Annotated in this window: 13 protein-coding genes; 5 read left to right on the top strand and 8 right to left on the bottom strand. The window is 69.6% G+C overall.

Annotated features, from left to right (window positions below; genetic code table 11):
- Window positions 1-419: 419 nt before the first annotated feature.
- Window positions 420-8333, top strand: a complete 7914-nt coding sequence (locus tag OO54_RS15790) for a ricin-type beta-trefoil lectin domain protein (protein ID WP_234439459.1) — start codon at window positions 420-422, stop codon at window positions 8331-8333.
- A gap of 126 nt (window positions 8334-8459) precedes the next feature.
- Complete coding sequence (locus tag OO54_RS45870; protein ID WP_157856486.1) at window positions 8460-9239, top strand: hypothetical protein; 780 nt, start codon at window positions 8460-8462, stop codon at window positions 9237-9239.
- Window positions 9240-9307: 68 nt separating this feature from the next.
- Here OO54_RS45870 and OO54_RS15785 read toward each other — a convergent pair whose 3' ends face one another.
- The 3 genes from OO54_RS15785 to OO54_RS15775 all read right to left on the bottom strand — a co-directional run bounded on the left by OO54_RS15785 (window position 9308) and on the right by OO54_RS15775 (window position 12796).
- Window positions 9308-10804, bottom strand: a complete 1497-nt coding sequence (locus OO54_RS15785; RefSeq protein ID WP_033203648.1) for a PTS transporter subunit EIIC — start codon at window positions 10802-10804, stop codon at window positions 9308-9310.
- Window positions 10805-10857: 53 nt separating this feature from the next.
- On the bottom strand, window positions 10858-11796 hold the full coding sequence (gene murQ, locus OO54_RS15780; protein ID WP_033203647.1) for an N-acetylmuramic acid 6-phosphate etherase: 939 nt from the start codon (window positions 11794-11796) through the stop codon (window positions 10858-10860).
- A gap of 73 nt (window positions 11797-11869) precedes the next feature.
- Entirely contained in the window at window positions 11870-12796 is a 927-nt protein-coding gene (locus tag OO54_RS15775; protein ID WP_033203645.1) for a MurR/RpiR family transcriptional regulator, read from the bottom strand.
- 113 nt (window positions 12797-12909) lie between these two features.
- Here OO54_RS15775 and OO54_RS15770 point away from each other — a divergent pair, with 113 nt between their 5' ends.
- Window positions 12910-13266 carry a hypothetical protein gene (locus OO54_RS15770; protein ID WP_033203644.1) on the top strand — a complete coding sequence of 119 codons (357 nt, stop codon included), beginning with the start codon at window positions 12910-12912 and terminating at the stop codon, window positions 13264-13266.
- 22 nt (window positions 13267-13288) lie between these two features.
- A complete protein-coding gene (locus OO54_RS15765) occupies window positions 13289-13561 on the top strand; it encodes a DUF4031 domain-containing protein (RefSeq protein ID WP_033203642.1) in 273 nt (90 codons plus the stop codon).
- A 10-nt stretch (window positions 13562-13571) separates the two neighbouring features.
- Here OO54_RS15765 and OO54_RS45865 read toward each other — a convergent pair whose 3' ends face one another.
- Entirely contained in the window at window positions 13572-13787 is a 216-nt protein-coding gene (locus tag OO54_RS45865) for a hypothetical protein (RefSeq protein ID WP_033203637.1), read from the bottom strand.
- Window positions 13787-14173, bottom strand: coding sequence for a hypothetical protein (locus OO54_RS15755; RefSeq protein ID WP_033203636.1), 387 nt, complete (start codon window positions 14171-14173; stop codon window positions 13787-13789). The genes OO54_RS45865 and OO54_RS15755 overlap by 1 nt, the downstream gene beginning before the upstream one ends.
- 149 nt (window positions 14174-14322) lie before the next feature.
- Here OO54_RS15755 and OO54_RS15750 point away from each other — a divergent pair, with 149 nt between their 5' ends.
- Window positions 14323-14592: a GntR family transcriptional regulator gene (locus OO54_RS15750; protein WP_209440896.1), complete on the top strand. Its 270-nt coding sequence runs from the start codon at window positions 14323-14325 to the stop codon at window positions 14590-14592.
- 71 nt (window positions 14593-14663) lie between these two features.
- Here the strand turns inward: OO54_RS15750 and cpt are convergent, their stop codons facing one another.
- The 3 genes from cpt to OO54_RS15735 are packed head-to-tail and all read right to left on the bottom strand — an operon-like array spanning window position 14664 to window position 16778.
- Entirely contained in the window at window positions 14664-15185 is a 522-nt protein-coding gene (cpt, locus tag OO54_RS15745) for a chloramphenicol phosphotransferase CPT (protein WP_033203632.1), read from the bottom strand.
- Window positions 15186-15240: 55 nt separating this feature from the next.
- Window positions 15241-15546, bottom strand: a complete 306-nt coding sequence (locus tag OO54_RS15740) for a putative quinol monooxygenase (protein WP_033203630.1) — start codon at window positions 15544-15546, stop codon at window positions 15241-15243.
- Window positions 15547-15575: 29 nt separating this feature from the next.
- Window positions 15576-16778 (bottom strand): Cmx/CmrA family chloramphenicol efflux MFS transporter, encoded by a 1203-nt coding sequence (locus OO54_RS15735; RefSeq protein ID WP_033203842.1) that lies wholly within the window; start codon window positions 16776-16778, stop codon window positions 15576-15578.
- Window positions 16779-16860 lie beyond the last annotated feature (82 nt).

The following is a 16860-nucleotide window of genomic DNA, read 5'->3' as shown; positions in this document are numbered from 1 at the left end:
AGGCGCGCAAACGATCACACGGCCTTCACAGCCTGTCCATTCGTGAAGGTTTTATTGAGTCGTGACCTGGAGGTGGGGGTCCCATGACCGTGCGGGCACTAAGGCGCCACCTGGGGCTTTCGCGCGACCTGTAAGAGCGGGTATCTGGCAAATCGGATGATCCACCTGAAAGGTCGTCGGCTTCATCTTTCGGGGCGTCATATCCCGTGGTCGACATCACAGTCGGCGAACGGAACCGATCGTGAACGGCCTTGAGAGCTGCGGTGTTCATGACGGATGGTGCACACGCGTGCGCCCGTCACGGGCGTGCGCTCTTTGGTGTTTCCGCACCTCATCCGTTGTCTGGGTTGCCTCAGTGGGAGTCGCCGCGTATGCGTGCTTCAGGTCCGCTGTCATGGCTGGGGCGGGGACGCCTAGCCATGACGGAATCACAACGACGGCGTCGGCGGCTCGGCCGCACGGCGACCGTCCTACTGCTGTCCTCGACGTTGTCGGTGACGACCCTGGGCGCCGAGGCGTGGGCCGCGCCGGGTCCCGGCATGAGCCGTACCGAGGACACGGCGCAGATCAAGCTGCCCGACCTGCCCGAGGACGTGCCGCTCGATCCCGACCTGGCGGCCGTCAAGGAACTGAGCATCTCCGAAGAGGTGCCGGTCAAGCCCTACGTGCCGGCCAACGTGACGCCCTGGCAGGAAGGTTCCGGCACCGCTGACCCCAGCACGGTGCAGCCCGGGCAGTCGGTCGCGGTCACCAACGGCCTGCCCATCGCCCTCGGCGTCCCCCAGGGCACCGAGCCGTCGGCGCTGGCGGGCGAGTGGAAGGTCGACCTGGCCGCGCCCGCCGCCTCCGAGGAGGCGGGCGTCTCCGGTCTGATCATGCAGATCACCCCGCCGGCCACCGTCGACCCGAACGCCCAGGTCGTCCTCGACGTCGACACCAGCAGCTTCAAGGACCTCTACGGCGCCCAGGCCGGCGAGCGCTTCGGCGTCGTGCTGCTGCCCGACTGCGTCCTGACCTCGCCCACGTCCGGCGACTGCTCCGGCGGCACCGAGACCATGACGGGCAAGGACGACACGGAGTCGTTCGAGCGGCTCCGCAGCTCGGTGAAGGTGGTGCCGGCCAAGGCCGCGGCCACCAGGAACACCGGCGCGAAGAACCTGCCGAACCGGACGATCGTCTCCGGCACCGTGCCCGTCGCCAAGCTGCTGGCCGACGAGCCCGCCCCGCTGGCCACCGGCTCGTCCGTGCACACCGCCGCCTTCGTCGCGGAGACCGCCCCGGACCCCAAGACCCTCGGCGTGCTCGACACCGGCGCCTCCAGCGCCAGCGACTTCGGCGCGTCGCCGCTGCTGTCGTCCGGCTCGTGGTCGGCGGGTTCGTCCAGCGGCGCCTTCACCTACGGCTACCAGGTGCAGGTCCCCGAGGTCGCCGGCGGCCTGATGCCGAAGGTGAACCTGGCGTACTCGTCGCAGTCGGTCGACGGCCGCACCTCGGCGACGAACAACCAGGCCTCCTGGATCGGCGACGGCTGGGACTACAACGCGGGCTCCATCACCCGCACCTACGCCAACTGCCGCCAGGACGCCAAGAAGCCCGGGTCGAACAACCCCACGCACGGCACCGGCGACCTCTGCTACGGCTCCGAGAACGCCACCCTCTCCCTCGGCGGCTCGACCACCGAGCTGGTGTGGGACAAGAACAAGGGCCCGATCGGCTCCGACGGCAAGCCCGTCGGCCAGTGGTTCACCGCGAACGGCGACGGCTCGAAGGTCGAGCGCCTCAAAGAACCCTCGAACGACCCGCGTCCCGGCATGAAGGACGCGGACGGTGAGTACTGGGTCGTCACGACCAAGGACGGCACGAAGTACTACTTCGGCCGGAACAAGCTTCCCGGCTGGTCCGACAACGGCACTCTCGCCGACGACCCGTACACGAACTCCGTGCTCGCCGTCCCGGTATACGGCAACCACGAGGACGAGCCCTGCTACAAGGCGGGCGACTGGCCCAACTCGTTCTGCAACCAGGCCTGGCGCTGGAACCTCGACTACGTCGAGAACATCCACGGCAACGCCATGTCGCTGTGGTGGACCCGCGACAACAACTACTACGCCCGCAACTTCAACTGGAACCAGCCGGTCGAGTACCACCGGGACGGCTACCTGTCCCGCATCGACTACGGCCAGCGCAAGGACACCGTCTTCTCGGCCACCGCACCCGCCAGCGTCGCGTTCGACGTCGAGGAGCGCTGCTACACGGTCGAATCGATCGCCTGCACCGAGGCCAACTTCACCTCCAAGCAGCCGGGCAACTACCGGGGCTGGTACGACACCCCCGCCGACCTGCGCTGCGCCTCCGGCAAGCCGTGCTGGAACGCCGGCCCCACCTTCTGGTCCCGCAAGCGCCTCGACAAGATCACCACGTCGGCGCAGCGGCTCTCCTCCACCACCGCCCGCCAGGCGGTGGACGAGTACCGGCTGGCGCAGAAGTTCCCGACCACCGAGACCGGCGTGAACACCGCGCTGTGGCTGGACTCGGTCACCCGCACGGGCTTCGGGCGCAACGGCGCAGGCGACGCGAGCGTGAAGCTCAACGCCGTGCGGTTCCTGCCCAACAGGGAGGACATGCCCAACCGCGTCAAGGACGACTCGAGCCCCGGCTTCTCCCGCCAGCGGATCAGCCGGGTCATCAACGAGTACGGCGGCGAGACCGTCGTCACCTACAAGAAGCCCACCGGCGCCTGCGCCACCGGCACCGGACTGCCCGGCAAGGACGACACGGCGGGACTGAAGACCAACAACCGCTTCTGCTACCCCTCGTTCTGGAACCCCGACCCGAGCGTCGAGGACATCGACTGGTTCCACAAGTACGCCGTGGACAGCGTCGAAGAGCTCCCCAACATCCCCGGCTCGTACCCGACACTGACGTCCTACGAGTACAAGGACCCGCGCTGGAAGCTGGCCGAGGCGGAGTTCACCAAGAAGTCCACCCGCACCTACTCCCAGTTCGCCGGCGTCGCGCAGACCACCACGATCACCGGCGCCGACGACCCCAGCAGCGGCAGCAAGCGATCCAAGTCCGTCACCCGGTTCTTCCAGGGCATGGGTGCCGGCACGCTCGTCACGGACATCACCGGCGTCGGCAGGAACGTCACCGAGCCCACGGACCCGTCCGTGATCGCCAAGGACGAGGAACCCTTCGCCGGCCGCATCGCCGAAGAGCTCACCTACGCGAACGCCGACGACGCGGACACGGACTGGCTGACCCGCAGCGTCACCGTGCCCGAGGCCGAGGAACTCGCCAGGCGCAACCGCGACGACGGCCTGAGCCCGCTGCGCTCCTGGCGCGTCACCGAGCCGAGGACCACCTCGTACACCAAGTCCTCCGGCACCGGTGACGACAAGAACCCCGAGCGCAAGGTCGAGACCCTCACGCAGTACGACGAGAACGGCCTGCCCACGCAGGTCGAGTTCCTCGGCGACACCGCGAAGCCGGGTGACGAGTCCTGCACCAGGTCCACCTATCTGGACCGGGCCGACAAGAACCTCATCGGTCTCACCAAGGAGGTCCTCACCTCCCCGACCCGCTGTGCCGACGCCACCTTCGGTGACCTGAAGACGCTCAGCGGCGCCACGCGCACGGCGTACGACCACCAGGGCTACGGCGCGGCGCTCACCGCCGCCACCCTCGGCGAGGCCACCCAGACGTGGTCGCTCAACGGCGAGGGCACCGGCTTCCAGAACGACGGAACCACCGACTTCGACGAGATCGGCCGCGTCACCTCGCGCACCGACCCCGACCTGAAGACCTCCACGATCACCTACACCCCCGACAAGGGACAGGTCTTCACGGTCACCGAGCGGAACTCGGCGGGCCACGAGCAGATCCAGGAACTGGAGCCGGGCCGGTCCGTCGCCGTCAAGACCACGGACCTCAACGGGCGCGTCAGCCAGGCGGAGTACGACCCGCTCGGCCGTCTCGTCAAGGCCTGGGGCCCCGGCCGCACGCCATCGCCGACGGCCGTGCCCGACTTCCGGGCCGTCTACACGATCCCCGAGTTCCTCCCGGCGGACCCGACGCGCCTGCCGCCCTACGTGACCACGTACACGCGGGGTGACGAAGGCCGGATCGACACCTCCGTCACGATCTACGACGCCCTCGGCCGCGAACGCCAGACGCAGGAACAGGCCGTCGGCCGCGGCTGGCTGATCACCGACACCCTCTACAACCGCTCCAGCGAGGTCTGGCGCACCAGGAACGCCTACCTGACTCACGAGGCCATGCCCGGTGAGCTGTTCACGCCGGAAGCCGACACGGCCGTCCCGAACGTCACCGAGTACACCTACGACGGCCTCGGCCGCGTGGTGCAGGAGATGCCGTTCCTCAAGTACGAGACCCCCGGGTCCGAGGGCGCCACCTCGCAGCCGTTCCCGTCGCGGGCCACCCGCTACGAGTACGGCGCCGACTGGTCCACGGTCATCAACCCGCAGGGCTCGCCGTCCTACCGGATCTACACCGACGCCCTCGGCCGCAGCTCCCGCGTCGACACGTTCACCGACGCGGCCCGCACGGCGTTCACGTCCATGCGGTACGAGTACGACGCCCGCGGGCAGCTGGCGAAGGCCACCTCGTCGGCCGACCCCACGCACCCGTGGTCCTGGACGTACGACCACCGTGGCCGGCTGGACTCCTCCACCGACCCGGACGCCGGCACGACGAGCACGAAGTACGACCACCGTGACCGTCCGGAGACCGTCACCACCCAACGCGGCACCGTCTGGAACTCCTACGACGACCTGTCGCGGCCCAAGCAGCAGCGGCTCACCGACGGCTCCGGCGCAGTCCTGGCCGACTTCACGTACGACTCCGTCCCCGGCGGCAAGGGCCTCCCGGCTTCGGTGACCCGCTACACCGACGGTCTCGCGTACACGCAGAAGATCAACGGCTACGACAAGGACTACCAGCCGACTTCGACCACTCTGAGCCTTCCGCAGTCGATCGCCGACACCTGGGGTCTGCAGAGCTCGTACACGTACGGCTACCAGTACTCCGACACCGGCCGGCTCGACTCGGCCACCCTCCCCGCCGTCGGCGCCCTCGCCGCCGAGAAGCTCGTCGTCCGCTACAACAAGGACGGCCTGCCCCTCTCCATATCCGGCAAGGACTGGTACGGCGCCGAGACCGTCTACTCGCCGTACGGCCAGGTCATGCGTTCCACGCTCGGCGCCCAGCCGTACCGCGTGTGGACGCAGAACACCTTCGATGAGGCCAGCGGCGAACTCCAGGAACAGCAGGTCTACCGCGAGCAGACCGGCGACACCTCTCTCGTCGGCGGCATCCTCGTCTCCAAGCGCTCTTACGCCTACGACCCGGCCGGCAACGTCACCGGGATCCAGGAGCACTCCACGGGCATCGACGAGCGGCAGTGCTTCTCGTACGACCCGCTGGGCCAGCTGACGAAGGCCTGGACCGACAAGAACACCACGTGCTCCACCGGCCCGACGAACACCGACGGGTCGATCAACGCCACACCCGGCACCGGCAAGACCCTCGGCTCCGGCTACTGGCAGGAGTACGAGTACGACCTCCTCGGCAACCGCAAGAAGCTGACCGAGAAGGACTTCACCGGCGACACCACGAAGGACGCCGTCACCACCTACGCCTACGGCAAGGCGGACGGCTCCCAGCCGCACACCCTGACCAAGGTGTCGAAGGCGTACAAGACGCCTGCCGGCGCGGCGGTGAAGGCCGAGACCGAGCGTCTCTACGAGCTCACCGGTGAGACCAAGACCATCACCGACCCCATGACCGGCGACAGCCAGTCGCTGAGCTGGACGTACGACGGCCAGGTCGACCGCATCACCGGCCAGGGCACCGGAGGCAAGACCCCGTATCTGGGGCTCGCGGACAAGTGTCTCGACCTCAAGTCAGGCTTGGCGGCCGCAGGCCAGCCGCTCCAGTTGTACGGCTGCAACGACACAGCGGCGCAGAAGCTTCGTTTCACCCCCGGACCGAATCAGGCCGACCCGAATCTGGGCTCGCTGGCGGTGTACGACACCTGGTGTCTCCAGCCGGCGGCGAACGCGGTGGGTTCTGCGGTGCAGATCCAACCTTGCTCCGGTACCGCGGCGCAGCAGCTGAAGCGGAACGCCGCAGGGCAGCTGACACATGTCGTGTCGGGCCTGTGCGTCGCGGTCAAGGACGCGGCCACCGCGAGCGGTACGGCGATCGTGCTGGCGACCTGCAACGGTACCGCCGCGGCTCAGCAATGGGCTCCGCAGAACGACACCCGTCACATCTACGGCCCCGGCGGCAGCCGACTCCTCACCATCAAGGGCAAGCAGGCCACCCTGCACCTGGGCGAGGCCGAGGTAACGGTCCAGAAGGGCGGTGCGCTGATCAACACCCAGCGCACGTACTCCGCTCCGGGCGGCGCGGTCATGCGCTTCGCCTACGGCTCCGCCGCCTCCTGGCTGGTCGCCATCACGATGGACCACCAAGGCACCCCCTATGCCGAGGTCGAGCTCAACGGCGATCAGTCGGTCCGCATCCGCAAGCAGGACCCCTTCGGCAACCAGCGCGCCGCGGCGACCACCAGCATCGGCATGCAGACCCACAAGGGATTCCTCGGCGCCACCAACGACGACGCCTCCGGCTTCACCCCCCTCGGCGCACGCCTCTACGACCCCGTCGTCGGACGCTTCCTGTCCGCCGACCCCATCGTCGACCTCACCGACCCCCAACAGTCCAACGGCTACGCCTACGCCCACAACAACCCGGTCACCCACTCGGACCCGACCGGACTGGCCATCTCCCTCACCGCCTCGGAGAAGGCCGCCGCCCTCGCCGGCGCCGGCCTCAGCGCCGCCGAAGTCGCCCAGGCCCAGGCCACCATGGGCAAGTCCCTGAGCTCCGTGATCCTCTCGATCGCCTGGGAGACCCTCAAGGACTTCATCGGCATCAACGACGCCATGGCCTGCTTCGGCGGCGACATGTGGTCGTGCGGCAGCCTCATCATCGACGCCATCCCCTGGGGCAAGATCGGCAAGATCCCGTCCGTCCTCCGGGCCATCGACCGCACGATCGACGCGATCCAGGCCTTCAAGGCCGCCAAGAAGGCCGCCGAGATCGTCCTCAAGGCCGCCAAGGCCGCCGAGGCCGCAGCCCTCAAGGCCAAGAAGGCGGCGATCGAACGGGCCAAGAAGGCCGCCCAGGCGGCCAAGAAGAAAGCCGCCGACCAAGCCAAGAAAATCAGCGACGCAGCCGTCCAGAAGACAAAGAAAACCGGCAACCCCGTCCAGAAGCAGGCCCAGGCCAAGGCAGCCCCGAAGGCCTCGTCCGCTGGCGGCTCCGGCAAGGGCGGCGGCAAGTCCGGCGGCTCCGGCAAGGTCAGCACCACCAAGGCCGGCGGCTCCAACGGCGGCTCGTCGCGCAGCAACGGCGGGTCGAGCGGCGGTTCCTGCTCCACCGCGGACAACAGCTTCGTCCCGGGCACCAAGGTCCTGATGGCCGACGGCTCCACCAAGCCGATCGAACAGGTCAAGGCCGGCGACAAGGTCCTCGCCACCGACCCCAAGACCGGCGAGACCCGCGTCGAGACGGTCACCGCGGAGATCAAGGGCCAGGGCGTCAAGCACCTCGTCAAGGTCACCATTGACACCGACGGCCCGTCCGGCTCGAAGACGGCCCAGCTCACCGCGACCGACGGCCACCCCTTCTGGGTCCCCGCCCTCTCCCGCTGGATCGACGCCACCGACCTCACCTCAGGCCAGTGGCTCCAGACCGGCACCGGCACCCACGTCCAGATCACCTCGATCGAACGCTGGACCGCCCAGTCGGCCACGGTCCACAACCTGACCGTCAGCGACCTGCACACGTACTACGTGCTGGCGGCGGTCACGCCGGTCCTGGTCCACAACTGCAATGAGCCGCAGGCTGCCCGGGCGAGTGAAATCAACGAATCCGAACCGGGGCAGGCGAACTTCGACATTCACACGACCGCCGTCCTGGACGTTGACATCCCGGGAGCCGGTGTGACGAGGCTCGTGGCAGGAAATGGTGATGGCGGGTTGACCCCGGCACAGATCACTGCCCTCGCAGATGATGAGTTCCATGTAACCCCGGACCTTGTACCTGGCAATCTGCATGCCGAGCAGCGGGTTATCTTGGGTGCCATGCTACTCAGCGGTAGGCCTATCCAGGGTGGAGCTTCGCGAAATATCTGCCGCGCGATATGCGGTGTCCTGATATTCGCGAGCGGAGGAGCACCTTTCGGGGAAGTTCGCCCCGGTAACGGGCAAACGACTCATCGTGTCCGCAGCATGCGCTGGCCATGATCAGGTCTTGTGATTAGGTAAACGGCCCGCCAGGTGATCTGGCGGGCCGTTTCTGTTGTTGACTGTTCGATTTAAATGCAGTATTGAGGACGTATAGAGATTTCATTGACCGGAAAGGACTGGCTCATGGGTGAAGCCTCCGACCGTGGCAGCGCTGGCGCGCTTGCTCGTGTCCGCACCGGAGACATCGTGTCTCTCAGCTGCCCTCCCCGAGAGGCTGTGGTCTCGGATCTTTCCTCTCGGTACGTATCGGTTCGATGGCCGTGGAACGAAATTGATCCGGATTCGCTGATGCAGTGGAACGGGTTGCGTTCCATCCCGCGCACTCCGGATGTTCCCGACTGGCATAATGAGCCGTTCCGGGTGACGTCGCCAAATGATTCATTCGACCGGCACAGCGTTTGCGAAGTCGGCATTCCTGGTATGCTTGCCTACGTCGTTCATGTGGCCAAATTTTCGGATCCTCTGGATGTCGGCTGGCTTCCCCGGCCTCACGTCTACGTATCTCTCGTTGCTCACGGTGTGCGAATCCCGCCTTCTGCTGAGGAAATCGGCTTCACTCTCGACCCGGACGGGGATGAGCCCATCCAGTCGGAACTCGTTTACCGTCCCTATGAGTTCTTGTGGGACGGTGATGAAGTGGCCGACCGCGAGGGTCGAATGTGGACGTACTCGGCGCCGTGGAACTGGGTAGCGTTCGACAGCGGATCAGGCGGATTCCCCGTGTGGCCGCTGCAATTGATCTGTCGTGACGGGGAGCAGGCTCCTGAGGCGGCTGAGGCCGTTGCTCGCGCGACGAGTTTCGGAGCCCATGGCGATGAGGTTGCGCGCTGGCTGGAGCGCGCTGGGATTGCTGATGCGCCGCAACTGCCGCCATCCGCATTCAGCGAGGACCTGCCGCACTGAGACTTCCGGTAAGCCCGAGGCCCCTCCGTGTACACGGAGGGGCCTCGGGGGTTTCACCCTTGACGGGATCAGACCTTCGCCGGTTCCGGTTCCGGGCTGGTCGGGGCCGGTGCGGGGGCGCCGTCGCCGGCCGTGACCGTGGTCTCCAGGGCCTCCGTCTCCACGTTGAACTCCTCCAGGAGCTCCTGGCTGAAGCCCCAGAAGTACGTGGCGACGAAGCCGACCAGGTAGCCGACCAGCAGGCCGCCGGCGTAGATGGTGATCGTCTCGCCGAGGCTGTGGTTGCCGTTGAGGAGGGGGAAGAGGGCCCAGCCGGAGGGGCCGATGGCGGTGGAGCCGACGGTGGTGCCGAGCATGGAGAAGAGGCCGATGAAGCCGCCGCCGAAGGCGCCGCCGACGCAGGCCGTGACGAAGGGGCGGCCGAGGGGGAGGGAGACGCCGTAGATGAGGGGTTCGCCGACGCCGAGGAAGCCGGCGGGGAGGGCGGACTTGATGGTGCGGCGGAGGGAGCCGTTGCGGGGGAGCTTGAGGTAGACGGCCATGGCGGCGCCGACCTGGCCCGCGCCCGCCATCGCGAGGATGGGGAGGAGGACGGTGTAGCCCTGCTGCTCGATGAGGGTGGTGTGGATGGGGATGAGGGCCTGGTGGAGGCCGAGCATGACGAGGGGGAGGAACAGGCCGCCGAGGAGGAGGCCCGCGCCGGCGCCCGCGTTCGCGAGGAGCCAGTTGGCGAAGTCGCCGATGGCCTGGGAGATCTCGCCGGCCACGAACATCAGGCCGAAGATGGTGACCAGGCCGGAGATCAGGACCGTCAGGGTCGGGGTGACCAGGACGTCGAGGGACTCCGGCACCCAGCGGCGGCACCACTTCTCGACGTACACCGCGAGGACGGCCGCGCCGAGCGCGCCGAGGACGCCGCCCTGGCCGGGGGAGAGCGTCTGGCCGAAGGCGTCGATCTTGGCGACGCCGGGGAACACGATGATCGCCGCGACCGCGCCGCCGAGGATCGCCGTACCGCCGAACTCCTTCGCCGTGTTGTAGCCGACGAAGACCGCGATGAGCGCCATGAAGCCGCTCGCGATGGCGGCGAGGGCGGGGGTGACGCCCGGCAGCCAACCGAGGTTGATCAGCAGGCCGTTGAGGCCGGCGATGATGCCGCAGCCGATGAGGGCGGGGATCAGCGGGACGAAGATGTTCGCGATCCGGCGGAGGAAGAGCTTGAACGGGGTGGCGTTCTTCGCCTTCTGGGCCGCCTTGAGGGCCGCGCCCCGGTCCGCGAGTTCTTCCGCGGTGTGCTGGGGGGCCGTCTCGGCCACCAGCGCCTCGAACTCCGGCGTCACGCGGGCGACCGTGCCCGGGCCGAGGACGATCTGGTACGTGTCGTCCTCCACCACGCCCATCACGGACGGCAGGGCCTTGAGGGCCTCGTCCTGGACGAGCGAGCGGTCCCGCAGGCCCAGCCGGAGGCGGGTCATGCAGTGGGCCACGGTGCTGATGTTCTCGGCGCCGCCGACGAGGGGGAGGATCGCGGCGGCGATGGCGCGGTTCTTGTCGTCTGTGCTCATGGTGCGGTGGGCCTTGCTGTGAGGGGGCCTTGCTGTGTGTGGGGGATACGCGGTTACGCGGTGGGCTCGGTCGCGTGCAGCGCCGCGCGCAGGTGGCCTCGGGAGTCCGTGAGGCGGCGGGCGGCCGTGGGGGCGTCGATGTCGGCGAGGAGCATGAGGATCGCGTTCTTCACCTCGCCGTCGGCGGCGGTGAGGGCCGTCTCGATCTGCTCGTCCGGCGCGCCGGTGGCCAGGGCGACGATGCGCCGGGAGCGGGCCTGGAGCTTCTCGTTGGAGGCGCGGACGTCGACCATGAGGTTTCCGTAGGTCTTGCCGAGGCGGATCATGGTGATCGTCGAGATCATGTTGAGGACGAGCTTCTGGGCGGTGCCGGCCTTGAGGCGGGTGGAGCCGGTGAGGAGTTCGGGGCCGGGGACGACTTCGATGCCGTGTTCGGCGGCGGCGGCGAGGGCGCTGTCCGCGTTGCAGGAGAGGCCGATGGTGAGCGCGCCGAGGGTACGGGCGTGTTCGACGGCGCCGATGGCGTACGGGGTGCGGCCGGAGGCGGAGATGCCGACGACGGTGTCGTCGGCGGTGAGGCCGAGATCGGTGAGGTCCTGGACGGCGAGTTCCTTGGAGTCCTCGGCGCCTTCGACGGCCTTGACCATGGCGGAGGGGCCGCCCGCGATGAGGCCGACGACCTGGGCGGGGTCGGTGTTGAAGGTGGGCGGGCATTCGCTGGCGTCGAGGACGCCGAGGCGGCCGGCCGTGCCCGCGCCCATGTAGATCAGTCGTCCCCCGCGGGCCATGCGTGCGGCGGTGGCGTCGATCGCGGCGGCGATGGCGGGGAGCTGGCGGGCGACGGCGGCGGGGACGGTCTGGTCCTCGCCGTTCATGGTGCGGGCGATGTCCAGGGTGGGGAGCCGGTCGATCTCGGCGAGTTCGGGCCGGAACGCCTCGGTGGTGAGGGTGGCGAGCTGGGCGCGGAGTTCGGAGTACGCGGATGCGGACATGCGGGGCTCTTTCGGTGCGTGGACGTCGTCGGCGGCGTTGGCGTCGACGTGTGACGCTCGGCTGACGGGGGCTTCAGCGGGTCCTGGGGGAATGGCGGTGGGCGAGGGCTTCGTACGAGGCGGCGAGGGCAGGGGCCGCCGTCTCGTACGTGCGCTGGGTGACGCAGGTGAACAGGCAGTCCACGACCAGGAGTTGGCTGGTGCGGGATGACATGGCCGCGGGGCGCAGTTCGCTCTCGCGGGCGGTGGAGGTGGTGAGGACGTGGTCGGCGTACTGGGTGACGGGCCCGTCCGGGCGGCCGGTGATCGCGACGGTCGTCGCGCCGTGGTCGAAGGCCACTCGGAGGGGTTCTATGACGTCGCCGGTGGAGCCGGAGTGGGTGATGGCGATGGCGACGTCGCCGGAGCGGAGCTGGACGGCGTTGGTGACGGCGAGGTGCGGGTCGCTGTGGGCGTGTGCGATGAGGCCGATGCGGAGGAGTTTCTGCGCGAGGTCCTGGGCGACGAGGCCGGAGGCGCCGACGCCGTAGATGTCGACGCGGCGGGCGGTGGAGAGGGCGGCGACGGCGGCGCCGAGCTGGACGGTGTCGAGTCCGGCGGCGGTGTCGGCGAGGGTCTGCTGTTCGTCGTGGGCGAGCTTGGCGACGACGTCGGCGATCGGGTCGTCGACGGCGATGTCGGCGGTGACGGCGGGCGCGCGGCCGGACTGCTGCTGGGCGGCGAGGCCGGCGAGGGCGAGGCGCAGGTCGCGGTAGCCGGGGTAGCCGAGGAGGCGGGCGGTGCGGACGACGGTCGCCTCGCTGGTGCCGGTGAGTTCGGCGAGGCCGGTGACCGTGAGGGCGGCGCAGCCGGCCGGGTCGCCGGCGACGGCTTCGGCGACCCGCTGCATGGAGCGGGTCATGGAGGGGGCGAGGGTGCGCACCTTGGCGGCGAGCGCGGCGGGGGCGGGGGGCGAGGCGGGCGCGTCGCTGGTGAAACTTTCCTTCACGTCATTGGTCACATCTGAAAGATACTTTCGGCCGGGTGGCCCGACAAGACCCCTTCGGTCCCGCAGGGGTCCCGGAAACGGACGGGACCTTCGTCCTTTCCGGCACTCCGGGTGACAATGAGTGCATGGACGACATCGACCCCGTGGAGCAGGCGCTGCACGCCGCCCGCGCGCTGGTACTGGCCGACCTGGCGGCCCGGAAGGTGGCCGCCGCCGAGGTCGTGTCGATGGTGGAGGACTCGGTGACCCACCGCCGCTGGTGGGTCGAGCAGTGGCCCGAGGGCCTCACGTACGTCGCCGGTCTCGTCGCGCAGGACGTCCAGGACGCGCTCCTCGAACACTACGGACGCTGGCCCCTCTGTCCCGTCTGTTCCTCCGGCGACCCCCACGCCCTCGACGTCGAACCCGAGCTCGGCCCCGACCCGCACTGGGTCTGCGGCAAGCAGGGCGTCGTCGTCGCGCCGGTGGGGGCCCTGAAGTGAACCGCACGACGGAGGCCGCCGCGTGACCCTCTACATCGACCCGCCGACGTGGCCGGGCCATGGCCGCATGTGGTCCCACCTCGTCAGCGACGTCTCCTTCGACGAGCTCCACGCCTTCGCCGCGTCCATCGGCGCCCCTCCCCGCGCCTTCGAGCGCGACCACTACGACATCCCCTCCGACCGCTACGCGGACGCGGTGGCGGGGGGCGCGATCGAGGTCGGCTCCAAGGAGCTCCTGCGCCGCCTCACCGAGGCAGGCCTGCGCCGGCCGAAGGGACGGCCGGCGCAGGGGTAGACCTGCCGCGCTACGACGCCTGACCGCCGCCTCCTTGGAGGAGGTCAAGCACATCGGGCATCGGCGGGAAGTGCGGCGCGCACTCCGGGCACGCGTACACGTTGAACCCGGGCCCGGAGTTCTGGTGCACCTCGGAGACGAGCACGGGCGCGTCCGTGACGACGGCGCAGCGCACGCACATGCGGACGGGCTTTCGCGGCGGCCCGCCAGGGGTCGGCTCGCTCATCACGCCACCCCCGCCGCGTGCACGTCCCGGGTGTCCAGGTCGATGCCGAAGTCCGCCGCCAGTACGAGGCTGACGCACCGCCACCGCTGGCGTGCGCGCTCCTCTTGGCGCTCGCACGCGATCAGGTAGGGGCGGATGAGGGCCGTGTCCTCCCCGGCGAACGTCTCGGCGAGGCCGTACGGGGGCCTGGGATGTGTCGTGCTCCCCTGGGGGGAACCGATCCGCTCGCGCGGCGACTGCCGGGCGGGGGTGGTAGTGGGGCGGGACTCTTCCACCCCTCGGGCGTAGGCCGGGAAGGGGGGTGGCGTGCCTGCCCGACGCTGCCCGCAACCGGGCGCGAGTACGCCCAGCAGCCACGCGAGCAGCGCGGCGATAAGGTCTTGCATGTCCGAAGCTCCATTCTTCGGTCAGCCCCTGGGGAGCGGCCCTTGCCCGGCCGCCCTGGGGGCGCTTCTGTGTCCGGCGTCACTGTATCCGCAGTTATCCACGGTTATCTACGGATGCGCGGAAAGCTGTGGTCACCCACGCTGGCTTCATGGATCTTGATCGCACCCGCCCCCTGTGGAGGCAGATCGCCGCGGAGATCATCCGGCGCATCGAGGGCGGGACCTACCCTCCGGGGAGCCGTGTACCGTCCACGCTGGAGATCGCCCAGGAGTTCGGCGTGGTGAACGCGACGGCGGCGAAGGCCATGCGGCACGTACGGGAGCAAGGGTGGACGCGGGGCGAAGTCGGCCTGGGCACGTTCGTCGCCGACCCGCTGCCGTCCGCCGTTACCTCCACGGGTGACAAGTCCGCCGATTGATGGGACGTCCACGCGGCCTGACTCTCCGCACCGCCTGACGCCCCGCGTCCCGGCGGCGCCGGGACGCCCGGTCAGCCGAGGCGGGCCGCGATGGTGTGGGCGCAGGCCAGGGATTCGGTGTGGGTGGTGTCGATCTCGAGGTCGTAGTGGACGCCTTCGTGGACGACGAGGGCCTGCTGGGCGGCCATGCCGGGGGTGCGGTCGCCGCGGGCGATCTCGCGGCCGGCGGCGGTGGCGGGGTCGCAGCGGACGCCGACCCAGAGGACGGGGAGGTCGCCGAGGACGGTGCGCCAGCGCTGCTGGGAGGCGGCGCCGCCGAGGAAGACGTCGTCGATGACGATCCTGGCGCCGGCCCGGGCCATCGTGGCGATGCCTTCCGCCCAGGCGGCCTCCAGCTGCCGGAAGTCTTCGCCGACGGTGACGCCGCCGTCGTCGCCGAAGACGATCCCGCCCTCCGAGGACCACATCTTCTTGGGCAGGGCGTCGACGAAGGAATCGCATCCGAACGTCATCCAGGGGTCGGGCAGTACGGACTGCAGGCACCGCACGATGCCGGACTTCCCCGAGCTGGAGGCGCCGTTGAGGATGATCATTCGCGTCGTCACGGTGTCACCGTACGGAACCCCCGGGCGGGTCCGCAGCGGGTTTTCAGTCGGCCCGTACGAGCACCGTCTCCTGCGGTGGGCCGCTGAGCAGCTCCGGTCCGGCGGCCATCGCCGCCGCCAGGTGGGGGCTGCGGAGGTGGGCGTCGAAGGCGGCGCGGTCGGTCCACTCCTCGACGACGATCCAGGAACCGGGCTCCAGCGGGTCCTCGTACGGGCGGTACGAGAGGCACCCGGGTTCGGCGAGGGCCGGGGCGACGAGTGAGAGGGCCTGGCGGCGGACGGCGGCCTCCTGGCCCGGTGCGGCCCGGAGTCGTGCGATGACGGTGACGGCGGTGCTGCTGGTGGTCACGGATTCCCCCCGTGGGCGCGTACGCGATGTCAGCGGGACGATACGGCCTTCTGCTTCGCCGGGGTGCCGGAAGCCACCAGGCGGGACGGCGACTTGTGGAGCTTGAGCGCGAGGGCGGCCGTCGCGAGGCCGAGGGTGGTCATCGCGGCGCCGGCCCAGGCGGTGGAGGCGAAGCCGAGGCCTGCGTCGATGACGGTGCCGCCGAGCCAGGGGCCGCCGGTGTTGCCGAGGTTGAAGGCGGCGGTGGTGGTGGCGCCGGCGAGGGTGGGGGCGGCGCCGGCGACGTTGAACATGCGGGCGTTGAGGGCCGGGGCCGTGTAGAAGGTCGACACGCCGAGGAGGAACGTCAGCACGACCGTGGCGGCCGGGCTGGAGGCGAGGACGGCCAGGGCCACGAGGAAGACGGTGGAGGCGGCGATGCCGCTGAGCAGCACGCCGAAGAGGTGGGCGTCGGCGACGCGGCCGCCGATCGTCGTGCCGACGACGGCGCCGATGCCGAAGAGCGCGAGGACGGCCGACACCCAGCTCTCGTCGAGTCCGGAGACGTCGGTGAGGAGCGGGGCGAGGTAGGAGAAGGCGCAGAAGACGCCGCCGGCGGCGAGGGCGGTGACGGCGACCGAGAGGACGACCTGGCGGTCGCGGTAGATGGTCACCTCGCGCTTGAGGCGGGGCTTCGTCTCGGGCGGCGGGATGTGCGGGATGCGGGTCACCACGCCGACGAGCGCGATCGCGGAGGCCGCGCCGACCGCCCAGAACGCCGAGCGCCAGCCGAGGTGCTCGCCGAGGAAAGCGCCCGCGGGGACGCCGAGGACGTTGGCGATGGACAGGCCGCCGATCATGACGGCCATGGCCCGGGCCCGCGCGCCGACCGGCACCATCGCGATGGCGACGGCCGCGCCGACCGCCCAGAACCCGGCGCAGGCCAGCGCGCTCACGATCCGGGAGGCGAAGAGCACGGCGTAGTTCGGCGCGAGGGCGCCCGCGACCTGGCCGAGGCCGAAGACGGTGATGAGGGTGACCAGGGTGGTCTTGCGGGGGAGCCGGAGCGTGGCGACGGCGAGCAGGGGCGCGCCGACGACCATGCCGATCGCGAAGGCGGATATGAGGAGTCCGGCGCTCGGGATGGAGACGCCCATGTCCTCCGCGATCGGCGGCAGGAGTCCGGACAGCATGAATTCGCTCGTGCCGAGCGCGAAGACCGAGAGCCCGAGGATGTGGACGGCCAGTGGCATGCGGCCGGTGGGTGGGGTGTCGGTGGCGGGTGGGGTGGGCTCGGCGGAGGGAGAGGGCATGACATGTGTCAACCCTCGATTT

The sequence above is a fragment of the Streptomyces wedmorensis genome, assembly GCF_000716445.1.
GTDB classification, from domain to species: Bacteria; Actinomycetota; Actinomycetes; order Streptomycetales; family Streptomycetaceae; genus Streptomyces; species Streptomyces wedmorensis.
This window is presented reverse-complemented; position numbering and strand designations above follow the sequence as displayed.

Bases quoted from the DNA above. Each gene is read 5' to 3' on its own strand.
- OO54_RS15790 (WP_234439459.1), top strand. From the start codon at position 420: ATGACGGAATCACAACGACGGCGTCGGCGGCTCGGCCGCACGGCGACC.
- OO54_RS15735 (WP_033203842.1), bottom strand. From the start codon at position 16,778: ATGCCACTGGCCGTCCACATCCTCGGGCTCTCGGTCTTCGCGCTCGGC.
- murQ (WP_033203647.1), bottom strand. From the start codon at position 11,796: ATGTCCGCATCCGCGTACTCCGAACTCCGCGCCCAGCTCGCCACCCTC.
- OO54_RS15770 (WP_033203644.1), top strand. From the start codon at position 12,910: ATGGACGACATCGACCCCGTGGAGCAGGCGCTGCACGCCGCCCGCGCG.
- OO54_RS15755 (WP_033203636.1), bottom strand. From the start codon at position 14,173: ATGCAAGACCTTATCGCCGCGCTGCTCGCGTGGCTGCTGGGCGTACTC.
- OO54_RS15785 (WP_033203648.1), bottom strand. From the start codon at position 10,804: ATGAGCACAGACGACAAGAACCGCGCCATCGCCGCCGCGATCCTCCCC.
- OO54_RS45865 (WP_033203637.1), bottom strand. From the start codon at position 13,787: ATGAGCGAGCCGACCCCTGGCGGGCCGCCGCGAAAGCCCGTCCGCATG.
- OO54_RS15750 (WP_209440896.1), top strand. From the start codon at position 14,323: ATGGATCTTGATCGCACCCGCCCCCTGTGGAGGCAGATCGCCGCGGAG.
- OO54_RS45870 (WP_157856486.1), top strand. From the start codon at position 8,460: ATGGGTGAAGCCTCCGACCGTGGCAGCGCTGGCGCGCTTGCTCGTGTC.
- cpt (WP_033203632.1), bottom strand. From the start codon at position 15,185: ATGATCATCCTCAACGGCGCCTCCAGCTCGGGGAAGTCCGGCATCGTG.